Genomic DNA, 15,470 nt, shown 5'->3' on the forward strand with positions numbered 1-15,470 from the left:
CCATTGCGCAACGGTATGCCCTTCTTATCCCGGTTTGCCGCCGCGCTCTTCATGGCCGCGGCGACCATTACCAGTCTGCTTTCCGGCGCCGCCCTGGCCGATACGCTCCAGGGCACTCCCCAGAAGGTGATCATCGTCGGCGGGGACCGGGAGTACCCCCCCTACGAGTTCATCGACAAGAACGGCCAGCCCTCGGGGTATAACGTGGAGTTGACCCGCGCCATCGCCGATGTCATGGGGATGAAGGTCGAATTTCGGCTCACCGGCTGGGCGGAGATGCGTACTGCCCTTCAGGCTGGAAAGGTCGACGTGCTCCAGGGGATGTCCTACTCGGAGGAACGCTCCCGCGAGGTGGATTTCTCCCTCCCCCACACCATCGTGAACCACGCCGTCTTCGCCCGCCGGGAGTCCCCCATGATCAACACCTTCGACGAGATCGAAGGGAAGGCGGTGGCGGTCCACCGGGGCGGGATCATGCACGACTATCTGGTCAAAAAGGGGTTCAGCGGCAAGCTGATCCTGACCGCCACGCCGGCCGACGCCCTGCGTCTTCTGGCCGCCGGCAAGACCGACTTCGCCATCGTCGCCATCGTGCCGGGGATGTACATCATCCGCGAACTGAAGCTCACCAACCTGATTCCGGTGGTCCGTAACGTGGCCACCCACCGCTATTGTTACGCCGTGAACCGGGGCAATGAGGAGCTGATCTCCCGCTTCAACGAAGGACTGGCCATCCTCAGGAAGACCGGGCAATACCAGGCCATCTATGAAAAGTGGCTCGGCGTGCTGGAGCCGAACCGCGTGGAATGGGCCACCGTCACCCGGTACGCCGCCATCGTGGGGATACCGCTGGTGCTCCTCTTGGGCGGTTTTGCCCTCTGGTCCCGCACCCTGCACCGCCAGGTGGCCCTGCGCACCGCCGACCTGACCCGGGAGATCGCCGAGCGGCGCCATGCCGAGGAGGAGTTGCTCCTCAACCAGCAGCAACTGGTCCAGGCGGACAAGATGGCCGCCCTGGGGGTCCTGGTCTCCGGCGTCGCCCACGAGATCAACAACCCCACCGGCCTGATCCTCCTGGAGGTCCCGATCCTCAGGCGGTTTTTCCAGGACGCCTCCAAGGTGCTGGAGCGGTACTATCAGGAAAACGGCGATTTCACCTGCGGCGGGCTCCGCTATTCGCGCATGCGGGAGGAGATGCCCCGCAGCCTGGAAAAGCTCCAGGAAGCGGGTAAGCGCATCAAGCGGATCGTGGACGACCTGAAGGATTTTGCCCGGCGCGACGATACCGCCTTCAACGACACCATCGACCTGAACGCCGTGGCCCAGGCCGCCGTCCGGCTGGTCGAACCCTCCATCCGCAAGGCGACCAACCGGTTCAGCACCGGGTATGCCGAGGGGCTCCCCGCGGTCCGGGGCAATGCCCAGCGCATCGAGCAGGTGCTGGTAAATCTGATCATCAACGCCTGCCAGGCCCTGCCGGATACCGGGCGGGGCATCGAACTCGCCACCCTGTACGATGCCCCCCGCGGTGCCGTCATCTTCCGCCTGCGGGACGAGGGGAGCGGGATCTCCCCCGAGCACCTGTCGCGCCTGACCGACCCGTTTTTCACCACCAAGCGGGACATGGGCGGGACCGGCCTCGGTCTCTCCGTCTCGGCCGGGATCGTGAAGGAGCACGGCGGTACCCTGGAGTTCGATTCGACCCCGGGCAGCGGGACCACCGTCACCCTGACCCTGCCCGAATACCGGAAGGAGAACGTAACGTGAGCGAGCCCCTGTATCCCGATTTCGGCATCCTCCTGGTGGACGACGAGCCGGACTGGCTCAGTTCCCTCTCCCTGACCCTGGAGTCGTGCGCCGGCATCACCAACATCGCCACCTGCAACGACAGCCGCCAGGTCATGGCCATCCTGGACCAGGGCAAGATCGGCCTGGTGCTGCTGGACCTCACCATGCCGCACCTGTCGGGGGAAGAACTTTTGGAGCAGATCGCCGAGCGCCATCCCGAGATCGCCTCCATCGTCATCAGCGGCTTGAACCAGGTGGAGACCGCCGTCAACTGCATGCGGCGGGGGGCGTTCGACTACTTCGTGAAGACCGACGACGATGACCGCATGGTGAACGGCGTGCTCCGGGCCGTGCGCATGCAGGAGCTGCAGCGGGACCACCGGGAGTTGGCCAGCCGGTTCGGTTCGCCCGAGGTCCGTCACCCCGAGGCCTTCAGCGCCATCGTCACCAACGACCGGGGGATGCAGGCGGTCTTCACCTACGCCGAGGCGGTGGCCCGAAGCCCCCAGCCGCTTCTGATCACCGGCGAGAGCGGCGTGGGCAAGGAACTCGTCGCCCGCGCGGTCCACGCCCTGAGCGGCTGCCGGGGCAAGCTGGTGACGGTGAACGTTGCCGGGCTGGACGATACGGTCTTCGCCGACACCCTGTTCGGCCACGTGCGGGGGGCCTTTACCGGCGCCGAGCAGGCGCGGCGCGGCATGGTGGAGGAGGCGGCCGACGGCACCCTGTTTCTGGACGAGATCGGCGACCTGAGCATCCCCTCCCAGGTAAAGCTGCTGCGGCTGCTCCAGGAGGGGGAGTATTTCCCCCTGGGGTGCGACCTGCCGAAGCGGCTCAAGGCCCGCATCGTCGTCGCCACCCATCAGGACCTGACGGCCAAGGAGGCGGCGGGGACCTTCCGCCGGGACCTGTACTACCGGCTGCGAACCCACCAGCTTCATGTGCCGCCGCTGCGGGAACGGCGCGGGGACATCCCCCTGCTGCTGGACCATTTTCTGGAGGAGTCGGCCCGGGCCCTGGACAAGAAGAAGCCGACCCCGCCAAAGGGCTTGGCGCAGTTCCTCGCCACCTACACCTTCCCCGGCAATGTGCGGGAACTCAAGGCCATGGTCTACGACGCCGTCAGCGTGCACCGGGACCGGATGCTCTCCATGGAGTCGTTCATCAAGGCCGTGGAACGCTCCCAGAAGCAGGGCGGGGGGGGCGCGGTGGCCCCGGCGGCCCGGCAGAACCCCTTTGCCGGGTTCGACGAACTGCCCACGTTCAGCGATGCCGCCGCCTTCCTGGTCATGGAGGCGCTGGACCGGGCCAACGGCAATCAGACCCTGGCCGCGCGGCTTCTGGGCATATCCCAGCCGGCGCTCTCCAAACGCTTGAAGATGCGGCAGCCGGGCTAAACGTAAGAACGAAGGAGAACAGCCATTCTGCTCACCACCACCATCGAGATATTCGTCATGGCCATCGGGGCCGGGATCGTCGGTTCGGTCCTGGGGCTCGGCGGCGGCATCATCATCGTCCCCGCCCTGACCATCCTGTTCGGCGTGTCCATGCGCACGGCCGTGGCCGCCTCCACGGTCTCCATCATCGCCACCTCCACCGGCGCTGCGGTGGCCTTTCTGCGGGATAGGCTGACCAACACCCGGGTGGCCATGTGGCTGGAGATGGGCACCTCCGCCGGGGCCCTGAGCGGGGCTCTGATCGCCGGCTACCTGCACCAGCGCTTCCTGTACATCATGTTCGGCCTGCTTCTGGCCTATTCGGGCTACAACATGTTCAGGACCCGCAAGGCCGAATTGCCGGGCGAGGTCGTGCCCGACCGCCTGTCGCGAAAGCTGAACCTGGCCGGTTCCTACTACGACCGCATGCTGGGCCGCCGGGTGGAGTACCAGGTCACCCGGACCCTGCCCGGGCTGGTCCTCATGTATTTTTCCGGGGCCGCGGCCGGACTCCTGGGCATCGGCGCCGGCATCTTCAAAGTGCCGGCCATGGACCAGGTCATGCGCATGCCGTTCAAGGCCTCCACCGCTACCTCCAACTTCATGATCGGGGTCACGGCGGCCTCCGGCGCAGTGGTCTATTTTGCCCGGGGCGACGTCAAGCCGCTGGTGGCCGGGCCGGTGGTGCTGGGGGTGCTGCTGGGGGCGGTAGTGGGCGCCCGGCTGATGGTCCGGCTGAAAACCTCCACCATCCGCAAGCTCTTCATCCCGCTGATCGTCTACACGGCCATCGAGATGATCTACCGGGGGGTAAAGGGATGACGACCGAAACGCACCACGAGACCCCGTCCCCCCACGAGCCGATCGAACTGGTCCTGGCGCGCCTGTTGCGCATCGGCTCCATCATCGCCGCCATCCTCCTGGCCCTGGGGATCGGCGCCATGCTGCTGGGGGGGCATGCGGTGGTTGGCCCGCGCCTGATCACCGCCGGCCTGCTGGCGCTTCTGGCAACGCCGATCATGCGGGTGATGGTGGCGGGGGTGATCTTTGCCCGGGAAAAGGATTGGCGCTTCGCTTTCTTCTGCCTGGTGGTGCTCTGCTCCATCGTTGCCGGCATCCTGCTGGGGCATGAACATGGGGGGTAGTGCCCCATATTATGTGAATCCCGTAACCATGCGACAGGTGGCCCCATGATAGACAAGGAAACGATAACGACACTGTTCCACAGGTTCGGGGTATTCACGGTTCTGCAAAATGCCGTGGTCTGCTTGGTGGCCTACCCCTGCGGGGAATACTCCACCGGCATCTTCCACGGCGAGTCGGCAAGCATGGGAGGGCTCTGGTCGCTCATCTCCGGGCTCGTGGTGCTCCAGGCCACGACCCGCGACACCTGGACGTCGGCAGGGCTCCGGGTGCTCGGAACCTTTATCGGTGCGTTCGTCAGCGGGCTGTATCTCTCCTTTATGCCCTTCAGTCCGGTCGGCATGGCCGTATCCATCGGCGTGACCATTGCGCTGTGCCAGATCCTGAAGGTGCCGGAACACAGTCGTCTCGCCGCCATAACCGTGGCGGTCATCATGGTGATTTCGCATATGAATCCTACGCTTAACCCGGCCATGAATGCGGTGTTGCGTTTCGGCGAGGCGTGCATCGGCTCCGTCGCCGCCCTGGCCATCGTCTTCGTGACACCCCGGTCTGAAACCCGATCCTGAAGAGGCAAAGCGACGCCGGTGCAAAGGGGGCTGGATATGCAGCTGGACAAGGCGGAAATCCTGATCGTGGGGGCGGGGATCATCGGGCTGACCATTGCCCGGGAACTGGTCCGGGCCGGGTACGGCGACATCGTGATCATCGACAAGGAGCCGGAGTTGGGCAGGCACGCCTCGGGGCGCAACAGCGGCGTCCTCCATGCCGGGATCTACTATTCCCCCGACAGCCTCAAGGCCAGATCGTGCCTGAACGGCAACTTCCTGATGCGCGCCTACTGCAAGGAAAAGGGGCTCCCCCTGCTGGAAAACGGCAAGGTGATCGTGGCCCGCACGGCTGAGGAGTTGCCGACGCTGGACGAACTCCACAGCCGGGCCACGGCCAACGGCGCCAAGGTGGAGATGATCGACGAACACCAGCTGGCGGAGATCGAGCCCAACGCCCGGACCGTGGAGCGTGCCCTGTTCTCCCACTACACGGCGGTGGTTGACCCCAAGGCGGTGTTGAAGAGCCTTAAAAGCGACCTGGAAGAGAGCGGCCGGGTGCGCTTTCACCTGGAGTGCCCCCTGACCGGGTTGAGGGGGAGCGGCACCGCCCGGACCGGCAAGGGGGAAATCGGTTTCAGCCGCTTCGTCAACGCGGCGGGCGCTTACTGCGACAAGGTGGCCCGGCTGTTCGGCGTGGCGGGGGATCTCCGCCTCATCCCCTTCAAGGGGCTCTACCGGCTGCTGCGCAAAGAGGCCCCCTTCACGGTCAACTCCAGCATCTACCCGGTGCCGGACATCCGCAACCCCTTCCTGGGGGTCCACTTCACCCGCAGCGTCCACGGCGACGTCTACCTGGGGCCCACGGCCATCCCCGCCTTCGGCCGGGAGAACTATGGCATCCTGGCCGGGATCGACCGGGAGGGGTTCGGCATCGCCCTGGAAGACCTGACCCTGTTCCTGGCCAATCCCCTGTTCCGCAGCGTGGCCCTGAGCGAACCGCTGAAGTATCTCCCCTCCTGCTTCTACCGGGATGCGGCCCGGCTGGTGAAGGAACTCTCCCCCACGGACGTGCTCCCCTCCGCCAAGGTCGGCATCCGGCCCCAACTGGTGGACTGGGAGACCAAGCAGATGATCATGGATTTCCTGGTGGTGGCGGACGGTTCTTCGCTCCACGTCTTGAACCCCATCTCCCCGGCCTTCACCTCGTCCATGGACCTGGCGCAAGGGATCGTGGCGGCGCATTTCAGGGGGTAGGGGCGCATTTTGAAACCCGCTATTTCACGGCAAAGCCTCTATAGTCGGTGAAATCCTTATGATGCCCCTCTGTCAACTCCCGCTCATAATCGGCAACGGCCTCCTTGTACTCATCATGTGTCAAATTGTCCCCCATATCCTTACTGTCCATCTCGTAAAGGGTACATCCATCCGACCCGATCTCTGACAAGAGCTGTTCCTGCGACAGAGGAGTCAAGGTGACCCGTGCCACGACCCAGCCTATCCGTGGCGATTGCTGCACATAGTAGATGTGATCGGGTTCAAAGTTGATCTTCGCCTCTTCAAGGCTTTCCGTTCGCGCAATGAGGTATTTTACGCCGGGTTCAATGTCGTATTTAACAATGCAGCTTTTGCCTTTTGTCACACCGATGATGCTCTGGTCGAGATAGGTGTGGAAGTTTACCGCCCCTCCGAATGACGTTGTCCTGGCGATTACCAAGGCCGCTTTGCCGGCAGTGGGTTTTACGGTTTTGATATCGAAGTTGTCCTGTTTCAGAACCATGTGTGCCGGCGTACATGCCGTTAGCAGAAGAATAAACGGAATGACCAGCCACAATCTTTTTCCTCTCGACTGCTCGCAATGATTTTTCATGGGCTCGCTCCTCCTCGCATTGAGAGACGTTCACTCTACTGCTTAACGTTGTTGCCACTGAACCAAGAACACTTGCGAATCGACTTTAGGGCGAGGCCAGGGGGCTGGTCGCCAAATTCCAAAATTCGAGAGACCCGCCCCACCTTGCCTCATTTATGCCTCCGGCCTGACCGGCGAAGTCGCGTCCTCGCCGACGACCGTTGTCCAGGGGCGCACGCGCCAGCTCGTGACGAGACCGTTTTTAACGTAGGGATCGGCAGATGCGAACCGCTTGGCCACATCGTCCGACTCCCCTTTGAACAGCAGGACCGAAGCGTCCACCGGGTCGGCCAGCGCCCCGCCGAGGACGAGTTCGCCCCGCTCCTGGGCCTGCCAGGCAAGGGCGAGATGTTCCGCCCGGAATTCGGCCCGGCGCTCCAGGTAGTCGGAGGAAACGTTGTAGAACAGTAGGTAGTGCATACGGCCTCCTTGAAAAATTATTATGGTGTCGCCCGTTAAAAGGCTGGCCTGCCGATTTTGAATTTGTGGGCCAATCCCTCTTTCCCCCTCCGGATTCAAGCGGCCCGTTTCCAGGGATTGATCCGGGCCAGTTCCTCCGATGCCCCCCGCTCCGCCTCTTCCGTATCGAAATCGGCCTGCAGTCCCAGCCAGAACCCGGCGGTCGTGCCGAAGAACCTGGCCAGCCGGACGGCCGTATCGGCGCCGATGGCCCGCTTGCCTTGGCAGATGGCGGAAATTCTGGACTCGGGCACGCCGATCTCCTTTGCCAGCCGGTACTGGCTGATGCCCATGGGTGCCAGGAATTCCTCTTTCAGCACTTCGCCCGGATGAATGTTCGGCAGTTTGTCCATACCTGTTACCTCAAGATGCGTCGTTGTTAATGATAGTCACAGATCTCGACGCGGGATGCTGTGCCGTTTTCCCACACAAAGCAGATGCGCCATTGGTCGTTGATCCTGATGCTCCACCGCCCTTCCCGGTCGCGGGCAAGTTTCTCCAACCTGTTGTTGGGCGGGACGCGGAGGTCTTCGATTACTCTTGCGTTGTTCAGCATCCTGAGTTTGCGCCGCGCCACCGCCTGGATGTCGTGGGGCAGCTTGCGGGAGAATTCGCCCACCCAGATTTTCAACGTCTCGTTGTCATGGAAGCTCTGGATCATGAAACATAATACTACCGCAGGGCGGAAGTATTTGCAAGGATGGTAATTCGCTTCAGGATATCAGGTCATGCCAACAAAAAACGCGGCATGATTGGAGGTGAACAGGGGCGGGTCGTTCCTCATGATCGCCCCTACGGCCGGGTCGCGCTTGAACTCCCTGTCCAGGAAGCCCCGCACCTGTTTGCGGCCCCAGCCGTTGGGATGGCGGAACGCGGTGTAGAGGGACAGGTCTCCCTCGTAGAACGGGTCGATGCCGTAGCCGGCCGCCTCGTCGCCGCAGATCGGCATGTTGAACAGGGCCAGGTTCATGAAGGTGACGGCCTCGTGGTGGCGCACCACGAACTCCAACGTGTGCCTGGCCTCGGCCTCGGTCTCGGCCGGGGTGCCGAACAAGAGATACAGGTAGACCCCGATCCCCGCCGCGTGCAGGTTGCGCAGCACCACCGACGCCTCCCCGATATCGATCCCCTTGTGCAGCCGGTCCAGCACCCCCTGATCCCCCGATTCCAGCCCGAGTTTGAGCATCACGCACCCCGAACGCTTCAGGGCACGGCAGAAATCCGGGTCGGCCAACTCCGGGCCGAAGCGGGCGAAGCCGTACCAGGGAACGCCGGGCGGGTCCGCGGCCAGGGCCCGCAGGAACGCCGGGCTTAGGGCGTTGTCCAGCAGGTGCAGCAACACCGGCTTGGTGTGGGCCGTCAGCGCGTGCAGGTCGGCCAGGGCCTCCGATACCGGCAGCGGCGTGTAGCGGTTCCCCTCGGCCCGCTCCGGGCAAAAGGAACAGCGGTTCCAGTAGCAGCCGCCGGCAGTCGCGTAGGGGAGGATGAAGCCGGGCGCGAGGTAGTCGCCCATGGGCAGCAGGGTGTAGTCGGGCCTGACGCGCCCCTGGTCCGGGGCGGCGGAGCCCAGGAGTTCCAGCAGGGGGAGCTCCCCCGGTCCCGCTATCAGGTGGTCCACCAGCCCGCCGAAGGGGTTCCGCCACCCCGGCTGGCGCAGCCAGGAGGTGACCAAGCCGCCCCCCAGGACGACTCGCAGGTTGGGGAAGCGTTTCCTCACCTGGCCGATCATGGCAAAGGTGGTGAGCGCCTGGCTCAGGTAGTTGAGGGAAAAGCCGACCGTGGCGATGCCGTCGAGCCATGCCTCGAAACCGGCGCTGAACCAGGGATAAAAGGGGCTCTGCTCGGGATGTTGGGCGGCGAAGAGCAGGTCCGCGCTCCGCAGGGGGGAGAGGTGGGCGTGCTGGTAGTCCGCCAGGCCGACGACCGCGCCGCTTGCCTGGCCGGCCACGGCCAGCAGGCGGTTCAGGTCGCGCACGGCCCGGCTGTAGCGGTCGGGGGAGCGGTACAGGCCGCCGCCCCGCAGGTCGGCCAGGTGGCGGGCGCGCCCCTTGGCGGCCCGGCGGCTCCAGGTATCGTCGGTTGCGGCGGGCTGTTCCAGCAGCCAGAGCAAGCCCTCCAGGTTGGCGTCCAGCACTCGGCAGGGGAGGCCGCGGCCGTGCAGGGCGGCCGCCAGTTGGACGATGCCGGCCGGCGGTTCGCACGGCTTGGCTACGGGGGGGAATATGAGGAGCATGGAGCCATTATGATGAATAGAGGGCGTCATGGCAAGCGCCGTGAAAGGCTACCACCCCCGGCCCTTTAGGCCCCAGAGGGTCCTCCTAAACGAGGAGGGGAGGAACACGCCTCTTCCCCCTCCTCGATAAGGAGGGGGTTAGGGGGTGGTAGCTTGATTTAAACCCCCATAACCAACGGTTATATCGTAACCTTTGGTTATGGGGGTAGCTATCCTGCTGAAATGACAATGTCTACGGAACGCTGCGCCGCTCAGTCATAACAAAAGGTTATGGCGGTTCATGTGCGCGCATTGGGGTGATATCTACATTTATATAACAATATCGGTATGTTGATGAATAATTGCCGCGCTGGCATTGACTGTGCTTAAGCAAGGGATAGAGTTTACAAGCGGATCATGTGAATCCGCTAATCAATCCCTCAAGGTGGAGGTTCGTCATGGCAATGTTCTGGATCCAATTTGTGCTCGTACTAGGTGCCGTACTCATCGGCATCCGCAGAGGTGGCGTTGCGCTTGGTATGATCGGCGGTCTGGGCGTGTCACTGCTGGTGCTGGGTTTCCGCAGCGCCCCCTCCGAGCCCCCCATCGCCGTCATGCTGATCATCCTGGCGGTGGTTACGGCGTCTGCGACCCTGCAGGTTGCCGGCGGCCTCGATTATCTGGTGCAACTGACCGAGAAGATGCTGCGCGCCCATCCCAAATACGTGACCATCCTGGCGCCGCTCTCCACCTTCTTCCTGACGGTCTGCTGCGGCACCGGCCATGCCGTGTACGCCCTGCTCCCGGTCATCTCCGACGTGGCCCTGAAGACCAAGATCCGCCCCGAACGCCCCATGGCCATCTCCAGCGTCGCCTCCCAGATGGGCATCACCGCCAGCCCGGTTGCGGCGGCCGTGACCTTCTTCCTGGGGTTTGCCGCCAAGGCCGGACACCCGGTCACCCTGATCGACATCATCATGGTCACCATGCCGGCCGGCATCATCGGCGTCCTGGCCGCCGCCGCCTGGAGCTTCAACCGCGGCAAGGACCTGGACAAGGACCCCGACTTCCAGGCACGGCTGCAGGACCCTGACTTCAAAAAGAACCTGGACGCCGATGTCACGACCCTGGGCAAAGAGATCTCCACCACCGCGAAGATTTCGGTGCTCCTGTTCTTCGCCGGCGTCGGCTCCATCATCCTGCTGGCAAGCTGTCCCCAACTGCTCCCCCTGGGGATGGACAAAAAGCCGATTCCCATGACCACGGTGGTCCAGTTCGTCATGCTTGGCTACGGCGCCTTCATCATGTTCACCGCCAACGTCAAGGCCAAGGATATCGCCCACTCCAGCGTGTTCATCGCCGGTATGATCGCGGTCGTGTCCATCTTCGGCATCGCCTGGATGAGTGATACCTTCATCACCGCCAACAAGAAGTTTCTGGTGGAGAACATCGGCATCATGGTCAAGATGGCCCCCTGGACCTTCGCCATCGCCACCTTCTGCATCTCCGCCTTTGTGAAGAGCCAGGCCGCCACCCTCGCCATCACGCTCCCCCTGGGCCTGGCGCTCGGCCTGCCGATCCCGCTGCTCCTGGGCCTGATGCCGGCCAGCTACGCCTATTTCTTCTTCGCCTTCTACCCCAGCGACCTGGCCGCCATCAACATGGACCGCACCGGTACGACCCATATCGGCAAGTACCTGCTCAATCACAGCTTCATGATCCCCGGTTTGATCGGTGTCTCGGTATCGACCGTGGTGGCCTATACCATCTCGCAGGTCATGTTCTAGACCGGGATTTCATCCGCGGCCCGGGGCCGCCTGTTTGTCCCGAACATGGGAGATCACAACGGAGTTGATCGCTCCATATTGAAAAGGTGGGCACGACAACGTGCCCACCTTTTTTTGGCCGAAAATGGAATCCGTACCCCCGGGGGGGCGATAAGACAATATGCATCTGCTCACCCAAAAGCACGTCTCCGTGGCCGAGGTCAACGGCAAGGAGATGCTCCACGTAGACCCCGCAAGACACCACCCTGCTTGCCAATACCGTCATGCGGGATGTGAGCTTCATGCTCCGAACGGCACAGCGTGCCGTCACACAAAATGACAAGTGGCAAATCTTTAGTATCATCTCTTCATCGCCGTTGCTGACGGCATGCCGTGATCGGGATGCACCGCCTGTAGCGCCTGACCCGGATAACGCATCGGAATGATACCACATCACCATTTGACGGAGGTTCGCATGGGCATGACAGGTAGCAAAATCAGTTTTTCCGCCAAGATACTCATCATGGTGCTGGCATCCAGCATCGGCCTGGCCGCGGTCACGGGCCTGATCGCCCTGAAGCAGTACCATGCCGGCTACACCAGCTTTCTGAAGTCCTACCGCCAGTCGCTCTTCAACGATTTCGATTCCCAGGCCAAAAGCGAGGTGGAAACGGCCGTAACCCTTTTGAAACGGCTCCACGAACGGAGCCTGAAAGGGGAGATCACCCTCGATGAGGCCAAGTCCCAAGGGGCCGACCTGCTCCGGTCGCTTCGGTACGGTAAGGAGGGCTATTTCTGGGCCGACACCACCCAGGGGGTCAATGTGGTCCTGCTTGGCGGCCCTGCCGAAGGCAAGAGCCGCATCAACAAAAAGGACGCCAAGGGGAAGTACAATATCCAGGAGATTATCAAAGCCGGGATGCAGCCGGGCGGCGGCTTCAGCGACTACTTCACCACCAAGAAGGACAGCACGGTGCCCCAGGCGAAACGAAGCTATTCGCTCCTGTTCGAGCCCTTCGGCTGGGTGGTCGGGACCGGCAACTATGTGGGCGACCTGGAGGCGTTGGTCGCAAAGGCTACCGAAGAAAATCGCAAGCAATTGATGGCGGGCATCTACACCATTGTGACGGTGATCGTGGCTCTGGTTATCCTCATCTCATTTTTGTCGGTGTTCATGACCCGACGCCTGCTCAGCTCCCTGGGCACCGAGCCGGATTATCTGGCCGAGATTTCCGGGCGGGTGGCGGAGGGGGACCTGACGCTGCACCTGGAGGCCGGACGGGGCGGGGTCTACGAGTCTATGCGGCGCATGGTGGAGAACCTGCGGCAGATCATGGAGCGGGTCAACCAAAACGCCCAGACCGTTTCATCTTCGTCGGAGACGCTTCAGAACACCGCCGGGCAGACCGCCGCCAGTTCCCTGCGGGTGGTCGGTCAGGCCACCGCCGTGGCTACCGCCAGTGAAGAAATGTCCGCCACCAGCTCGGATATCGCCAACAACTGCCACATGGCGGCGGAAAGCTCCAACCGGGCCAGCGCCACCGCCCAGCAGGGGGCCGGCATCGTGGAGGCGACCATCGAGGGCATGGGGCGCATCGCCGATAAGGTCCGCGGCACGGCCCAGGTCGTGGACAAGCTGGGCACGCGCTCCGACCAGATCGGCGAGATTGTGGCGACCATCGAGGATATCGCCGACCAGACCAACCTGTTGGCCCTGAACGCGGCCATCGAGGCGGCCCGGGCCGGCGAGCAGGGGCGCGGCTTCGCCGTGGTGGCCGACGAGGTGCGGGCACTGGCCGAACGGACCACGCGGGCGACTCGGGAGATCGGAGAGATGATCAAGGCAATCCAGTCCGAGACCAAACAGGCCGTTGCCGCCATGGAGGAAGGGGTCACCGAGGTGGAAAAGGGCACCACCGAGGCCGCCCGCTCCGGGCAGGCGTTGTCCGAGATCCTTGGCCAGATCAACGAGGTGACCCAGCAGATCAGCCAGATCGCTACGGCCGCGGAGGAACAGACCGCCACCACCCGGGAAATCAGCAGTAACATCCAGGATATTTCCGATACCATCCAGAAGAGCGCCCAGAGTTCCCAGGAGGTCAGTCAGGCGTCCTCGCAGCTTTCCCGTCTGTCGGTGGAGTTGCAGGATGTGGTCGCCAGCTTCAAACTGTAGGCAGGGCAGCCGGGGCGGGATACGACAAAAAAATCCCCGCGATCAGGAGGGGACCGCGGGGTGCCGTATGGGCCAGTCGTGTTATGTAAGGTAGACGATTCGTTTCTCGTTTTGGTTACAAAAAAGTTGCAGTGTCATGATTTTTTCCCGCGTGGCCGGAAAAGCGCAGCCGGGAACTGCCAGACAGTTGCCGGAGCTGCGATAATGCTCTATTATAGTACTACGTTGGAAAAACGGCCTGCCTCCGAAGAGCTGTCTTCGGTGCAGGCGAGAGGATTCCTCTATGAACGAAAGCGAAAAAAGCGGCGCAGCCATTACCCCGCACGATACGAGATACCTGTTTGTACTCCCGTTCTCCACGGACCCCGTGCTGGCCAGGCGTTTTCTGGCGAGCGACCGGCAGATGGTCGGCAATATCCGTTTCGGCAAGATTCTGGAAACCCTCGACAAGGTGGCCGAGAACACCACCTTGGCCTACGTCAACCGGTTTTACCGGGATGCCCGGGTCGTCACCGCCGCCATCGACAGCGTTGTGATCAGGAACCTGGCCGACACGAACCACGATCTGGTCTTTTCCGCCCAGATCAACCATGTGGGGCGTTCTTCCATGGAGGTGGGCATCCGGGTCGAATCCCTGGGGGCGGGGTGGGGGCATCTCGCCACGTGTTACTTCACCATGGTCGCCCGTTCGGCGGATAGCGGCGAGGCGAGGAGCCTCGCCCTGCCGCCGTTGACCTACGCCGAGGAGATCGAGGTAAAACGCTACAAGAAGGCCGAACAGCGGCGCCAGGCGTACCGGGAGAGCCTGGCGAAGGCGGAGGAGATGCCGTCCCTGGACGAGTACCTGTTCCTCAAGAAGCTGCACAAGGAACAGGAGGCGGAAGGATTCAGCGGCATACGGGTCGGGCAGCTGGTGCTCGCATCGACCCAGCGGGCGTACCCGGAGCAGGAGAACGTGCCCAAGACCGTGTTCGGCGGCTACCTCGTCCGCAGGGCCTATGAACTGGCGGCCCTGGCCGCGGAGATGATCGCTCCCGGCAGGGTGGTGCCGTGCCAGGTGAACCGGATCAATTTCAACCAGCCGGTGTTTCTGGGCGACCAGCTCAAATTCATCGCGCGGGTGGTCTACACGGGCAAGACGACGATCACCGTCCAGTCCGACATCGAGCGCTTCAGCCGGGACGCGGGCGACAAGGCCCTGTCCAACTCATGCCTGTTCACGTTCAGAAACGTGGACAGTGACCTGCAGCCCCAGCCGGTGCCCCCCATCTATCCGGTCACCTATGCCGAGGATGCACGCTATCTGAACGCCTACCGCCAGCGGGTGGATTGACGGCATCGGGAGTGACGGCCGGGGCCGGTTCTTATTTCGTGACTTTCCGGGCAAAGGCCTTCTTGCAGGACTTCACGACCTTTTTGCCGGGTGCGATGGACCAGAGGAACGTGGCGGCTTTTTTCAACGTCGCCCCCCCTTTGTCGATGCCCAGTTCCAGAGCCACGCAGCCGCCTTTCTTCAGGGCGACCGGGGTAGGGCTGCCCAGCAGGCTCGCCACCAGGGAGCCGAGCAGCGGCTCGTGCCCCACGACCATGACCCGTTTCGCGTCCTTCTGTTGCAGGATGTGACGGGTGAGTACCTCCAGGTCGCCGTCCGGCTGGAGCGGTTCGGCGATGACGGTTCTGTTCTTCCGGCAGGCCTGCTGGGCCGCGATCTCCGCCGTCTGGACCGCCCGCACGAGCGGGCTCGACAGGATCAGGCGCGGTTTGTGCCCACACCTTGCTACCCGCTCGACGACCTTCCGGACGTCGGCTCTCCCCTGTTCCGTCAGGTAACGCCACTCGTCGTCGGCCCCGGCCGCCCTCTCCACCGCTTCCCCATGTCTCAAAACGTATAAGATCATCGGTTCCCCCTGTGTTCCGTTATTGATCAAGTATAGGCGCACCAGGGGCTTTTGCAACCCTGCGCGGCTGTTACAAATCGGCAACAAGGCGCGCCGATCCGTGCCCCGTCCGGAACAAACGACGCCCCCCCCCCCGCG

At 63.1% G+C, this 15,470-nt stretch carries 15 protein-coding genes; 9 read left to right on the top strand and 6 right to left on the bottom strand.

What is annotated here, in order from left to right; genetic code table 11:
* The first annotated feature begins 15 nt into the window (after window positions 1-15).
* From F6V30_RS08130 to lhgO, 6 genes are read left to right on the top strand one after another with little or no spacing between them, the layout of a single operon-like run.
* On the top strand, window positions 16-1,767 hold the full coding sequence (locus tag F6V30_RS08130) for a transporter substrate-binding domain-containing protein (RefSeq protein WP_151156954.1): 1,752 nt from the start codon (window positions 16-18) through the stop codon (window positions 1,765-1,767).
* On the top strand, window positions 1,764-3,185 hold the full coding sequence (locus F6V30_RS08135; protein ID WP_151156494.1) for a sigma-54-dependent transcriptional regulator: 1,422 nt from the start codon (window positions 1,764-1,766) through the stop codon (window positions 3,183-3,185). Before F6V30_RS08130 ends, F6V30_RS08135 begins: the two co-directional genes overlap by 4 nt.
* 57 nt (window positions 3,186-3,242) lie before the next feature.
* Window positions 3,243-4,046, top strand: coding sequence for a sulfite exporter TauE/SafE family protein (locus tag F6V30_RS08140; protein ID WP_246163367.1), 804 nt, complete (start codon window positions 3,243-3,245; stop codon window positions 4,044-4,046).
* Window positions 4,043-4,369 carry a DUF1634 domain-containing protein gene (locus F6V30_RS08145; protein ID WP_149308787.1) on the top strand — a complete coding sequence of 109 codons (327 nt, stop codon included), beginning with the start codon at window positions 4,043-4,045 and terminating at the stop codon, window positions 4,367-4,369. The genes F6V30_RS08140 and F6V30_RS08145 overlap by 4 nt, the downstream gene beginning before the upstream one ends.
* Window positions 4,370-4,414: 45 nt before the next feature.
* Window positions 4,415-4,936 carry an FUSC family protein gene (locus F6V30_RS08150; RefSeq protein ID WP_151156496.1) on the top strand — a complete coding sequence of 174 codons (522 nt, stop codon included), beginning with the start codon at window positions 4,415-4,417 and terminating at the stop codon, window positions 4,934-4,936.
* A gap of 36 nt (window positions 4,937-4,972) precedes the next feature.
* Window positions 4,973-6,172, top strand: a complete 1,200-nt coding sequence (gene lhgO / locus F6V30_RS08155; RefSeq protein WP_151156497.1) for an L-2-hydroxyglutarate oxidase — start codon at window positions 4,973-4,975, stop codon at window positions 6,170-6,172.
* A gap of 19 nt (window positions 6,173-6,191) precedes the next feature.
* On the opposite strand, the gene F6V30_RS08160 is transcribed toward lhgO, so the two are convergent.
* The 5 genes from F6V30_RS08160 to F6V30_RS08180 form a co-directional block, all read right to left on the bottom strand.
* On the bottom strand, window positions 6,192-6,785 hold the full coding sequence (locus tag F6V30_RS08160) for a hypothetical protein (RefSeq protein WP_151156498.1): 594 nt from the start codon (window positions 6,783-6,785) through the stop codon (window positions 6,192-6,194).
* A gap of 153 nt (window positions 6,786-6,938) precedes the next feature.
* A complete protein-coding gene (locus tag F6V30_RS08165) occupies window positions 6,939-7,244 on the bottom strand; it encodes a YciI-like protein (protein ID WP_151156499.1) in 306 nt (101 codons plus the stop codon).
* Window positions 7,245-7,339: 95 nt separating this feature from the next.
* Window positions 7,340-7,636, bottom strand: a complete 297-nt coding sequence (locus F6V30_RS08170; RefSeq protein WP_151156500.1) for a HigA family addiction module antitoxin — start codon at window positions 7,634-7,636, stop codon at window positions 7,340-7,342.
* A gap of 26 nt (window positions 7,637-7,662) precedes the next feature.
* A complete protein-coding gene (locus tag F6V30_RS08175) occupies window positions 7,663-7,944 on the bottom strand; it encodes a type II toxin-antitoxin system RelE/ParE family toxin (protein ID WP_151156501.1) in 282 nt (93 codons plus the stop codon).
* A gap of 60 nt (window positions 7,945-8,004) precedes the next feature.
* Entirely contained in the window at window positions 8,005-9,516 is a 1,512-nt protein-coding gene (locus tag F6V30_RS08180) for a B12-binding domain-containing radical SAM protein (protein ID WP_151156955.1), read from the bottom strand.
* Between the two features lie 437 nt (window positions 9,517-9,953).
* On the opposite strand from F6V30_RS08180, the gene F6V30_RS08185 reads away from it, so the two are divergent.
* The 3 genes from F6V30_RS08185 (at window position 9,954) to F6V30_RS08195 (ending at window position 14,767) form a co-directional block, all read left to right on the top strand.
* A complete protein-coding gene (locus F6V30_RS08185; protein WP_151156502.1) occupies window positions 9,954-11,282 on the top strand; it encodes an anaerobic C4-dicarboxylate transporter in 1,329 nt (442 codons plus the stop codon).
* Window positions 11,283-11,742: 460 nt separating this feature from the next.
* Window positions 11,743-13,434 carry a methyl-accepting chemotaxis protein gene (locus tag F6V30_RS08190; RefSeq protein WP_246163374.1) on the top strand — a complete coding sequence of 564 codons (1,692 nt, stop codon included), beginning with the start codon at window positions 11,743-11,745 and terminating at the stop codon, window positions 13,432-13,434.
* 283 nt (window positions 13,435-13,717) lie between these two features.
* On the top strand, window positions 13,718-14,767 hold the full coding sequence (locus tag F6V30_RS08195; protein WP_151156504.1) for an acyl-CoA thioesterase: 1,050 nt from the start codon (window positions 13,718-13,720) through the stop codon (window positions 14,765-14,767).
* Between the two features lie 31 nt (window positions 14,768-14,798).
* Here F6V30_RS08195 and sixA read toward each other — a convergent pair whose 3' ends face one another.
* Window positions 14,799-15,332, bottom strand: coding sequence for a phosphohistidine phosphatase SixA (sixA, locus tag F6V30_RS08200; RefSeq protein WP_151156505.1), 534 nt, complete (start codon window positions 15,330-15,332; stop codon window positions 14,799-14,801).
* Between the last annotated feature and the right edge of the window lie 138 nt (window positions 15,333-15,470).

The sequence above is a fragment of the Oryzomonas sagensis genome (assembly GCF_008802355.1).
Classification (GTDB): domain Bacteria; phylum Desulfobacterota; class Desulfuromonadia; order Geobacterales; family Pseudopelobacteraceae; genus Oryzomonas; species Oryzomonas sagensis.

Bases quoted from the DNA above. Each gene is read 5' to 3' on its own strand.
- F6V30_RS08130 (WP_151156954.1), top strand. From the start codon at position 16: ATGCCCTTCTTATCCCGGTTTGCCGCCGCGCTCTTCATGGCCGCGGCG.
- F6V30_RS08140 (WP_246163367.1), top strand. From the start codon at position 3,243: ATGGCCATCGGGGCCGGGATCGTCGGTTCGGTCCTGGGGCTCGGCGGC.
- F6V30_RS08145 (WP_149308787.1), top strand. From the start codon at position 4,043: ATGACGACCGAAACGCACCACGAGACCCCGTCCCCCCACGAGCCGATC.
- F6V30_RS08150 (WP_151156496.1), top strand. From the start codon at position 4,415: ATGATAGACAAGGAAACGATAACGACACTGTTCCACAGGTTCGGGGTA.
- lhgO (WP_151156497.1), top strand. From the start codon at position 4,973: ATGCAGCTGGACAAGGCGGAAATCCTGATCGTGGGGGCGGGGATCATC.
- F6V30_RS08160 (WP_151156498.1), bottom strand. From the start codon at position 6,785: ATGAAAAATCATTGCGAGCAGTCGAGAGGAAAAAGATTGTGGCTGGTC.
- F6V30_RS08165 (WP_151156499.1), bottom strand. From the start codon at position 7,244: ATGCACTACCTACTGTTCTACAACGTTTCCTCCGACTACCTGGAGCGC.
- F6V30_RS08170 (WP_151156500.1), bottom strand. From the start codon at position 7,636: ATGGACAAACTGCCGAACATTCATCCGGGCGAAGTGCTGAAAGAGGAA.
- F6V30_RS08175 (WP_151156501.1), bottom strand. From the start codon at position 7,944: ATGATCCAGAGCTTCCATGACAACGAGACGTTGAAAATCTGGGTGGGC.
- F6V30_RS08180 (WP_151156955.1), bottom strand. From the start codon at position 9,516: ATGCTCCTCATATTCCCCCCCGTAGCCAAGCCGTGCGAACCGCCGGCC.
- F6V30_RS08185 (WP_151156502.1), top strand. From the start codon at position 9,954: ATGGCAATGTTCTGGATCCAATTTGTGCTCGTACTAGGTGCCGTACTC.
- F6V30_RS08190 (WP_246163374.1), top strand. From the start codon at position 11,743: ATGACAGGTAGCAAAATCAGTTTTTCCGCCAAGATACTCATCATGGTG.
- F6V30_RS08195 (WP_151156504.1), top strand. From the start codon at position 13,718: ATGAACGAAAGCGAAAAAAGCGGCGCAGCCATTACCCCGCACGATACG.
- sixA (WP_151156505.1), bottom strand. From the start codon at position 15,332: ATGATCTTATACGTTTTGAGACATGGGGAAGCGGTGGAGAGGGCGGCC.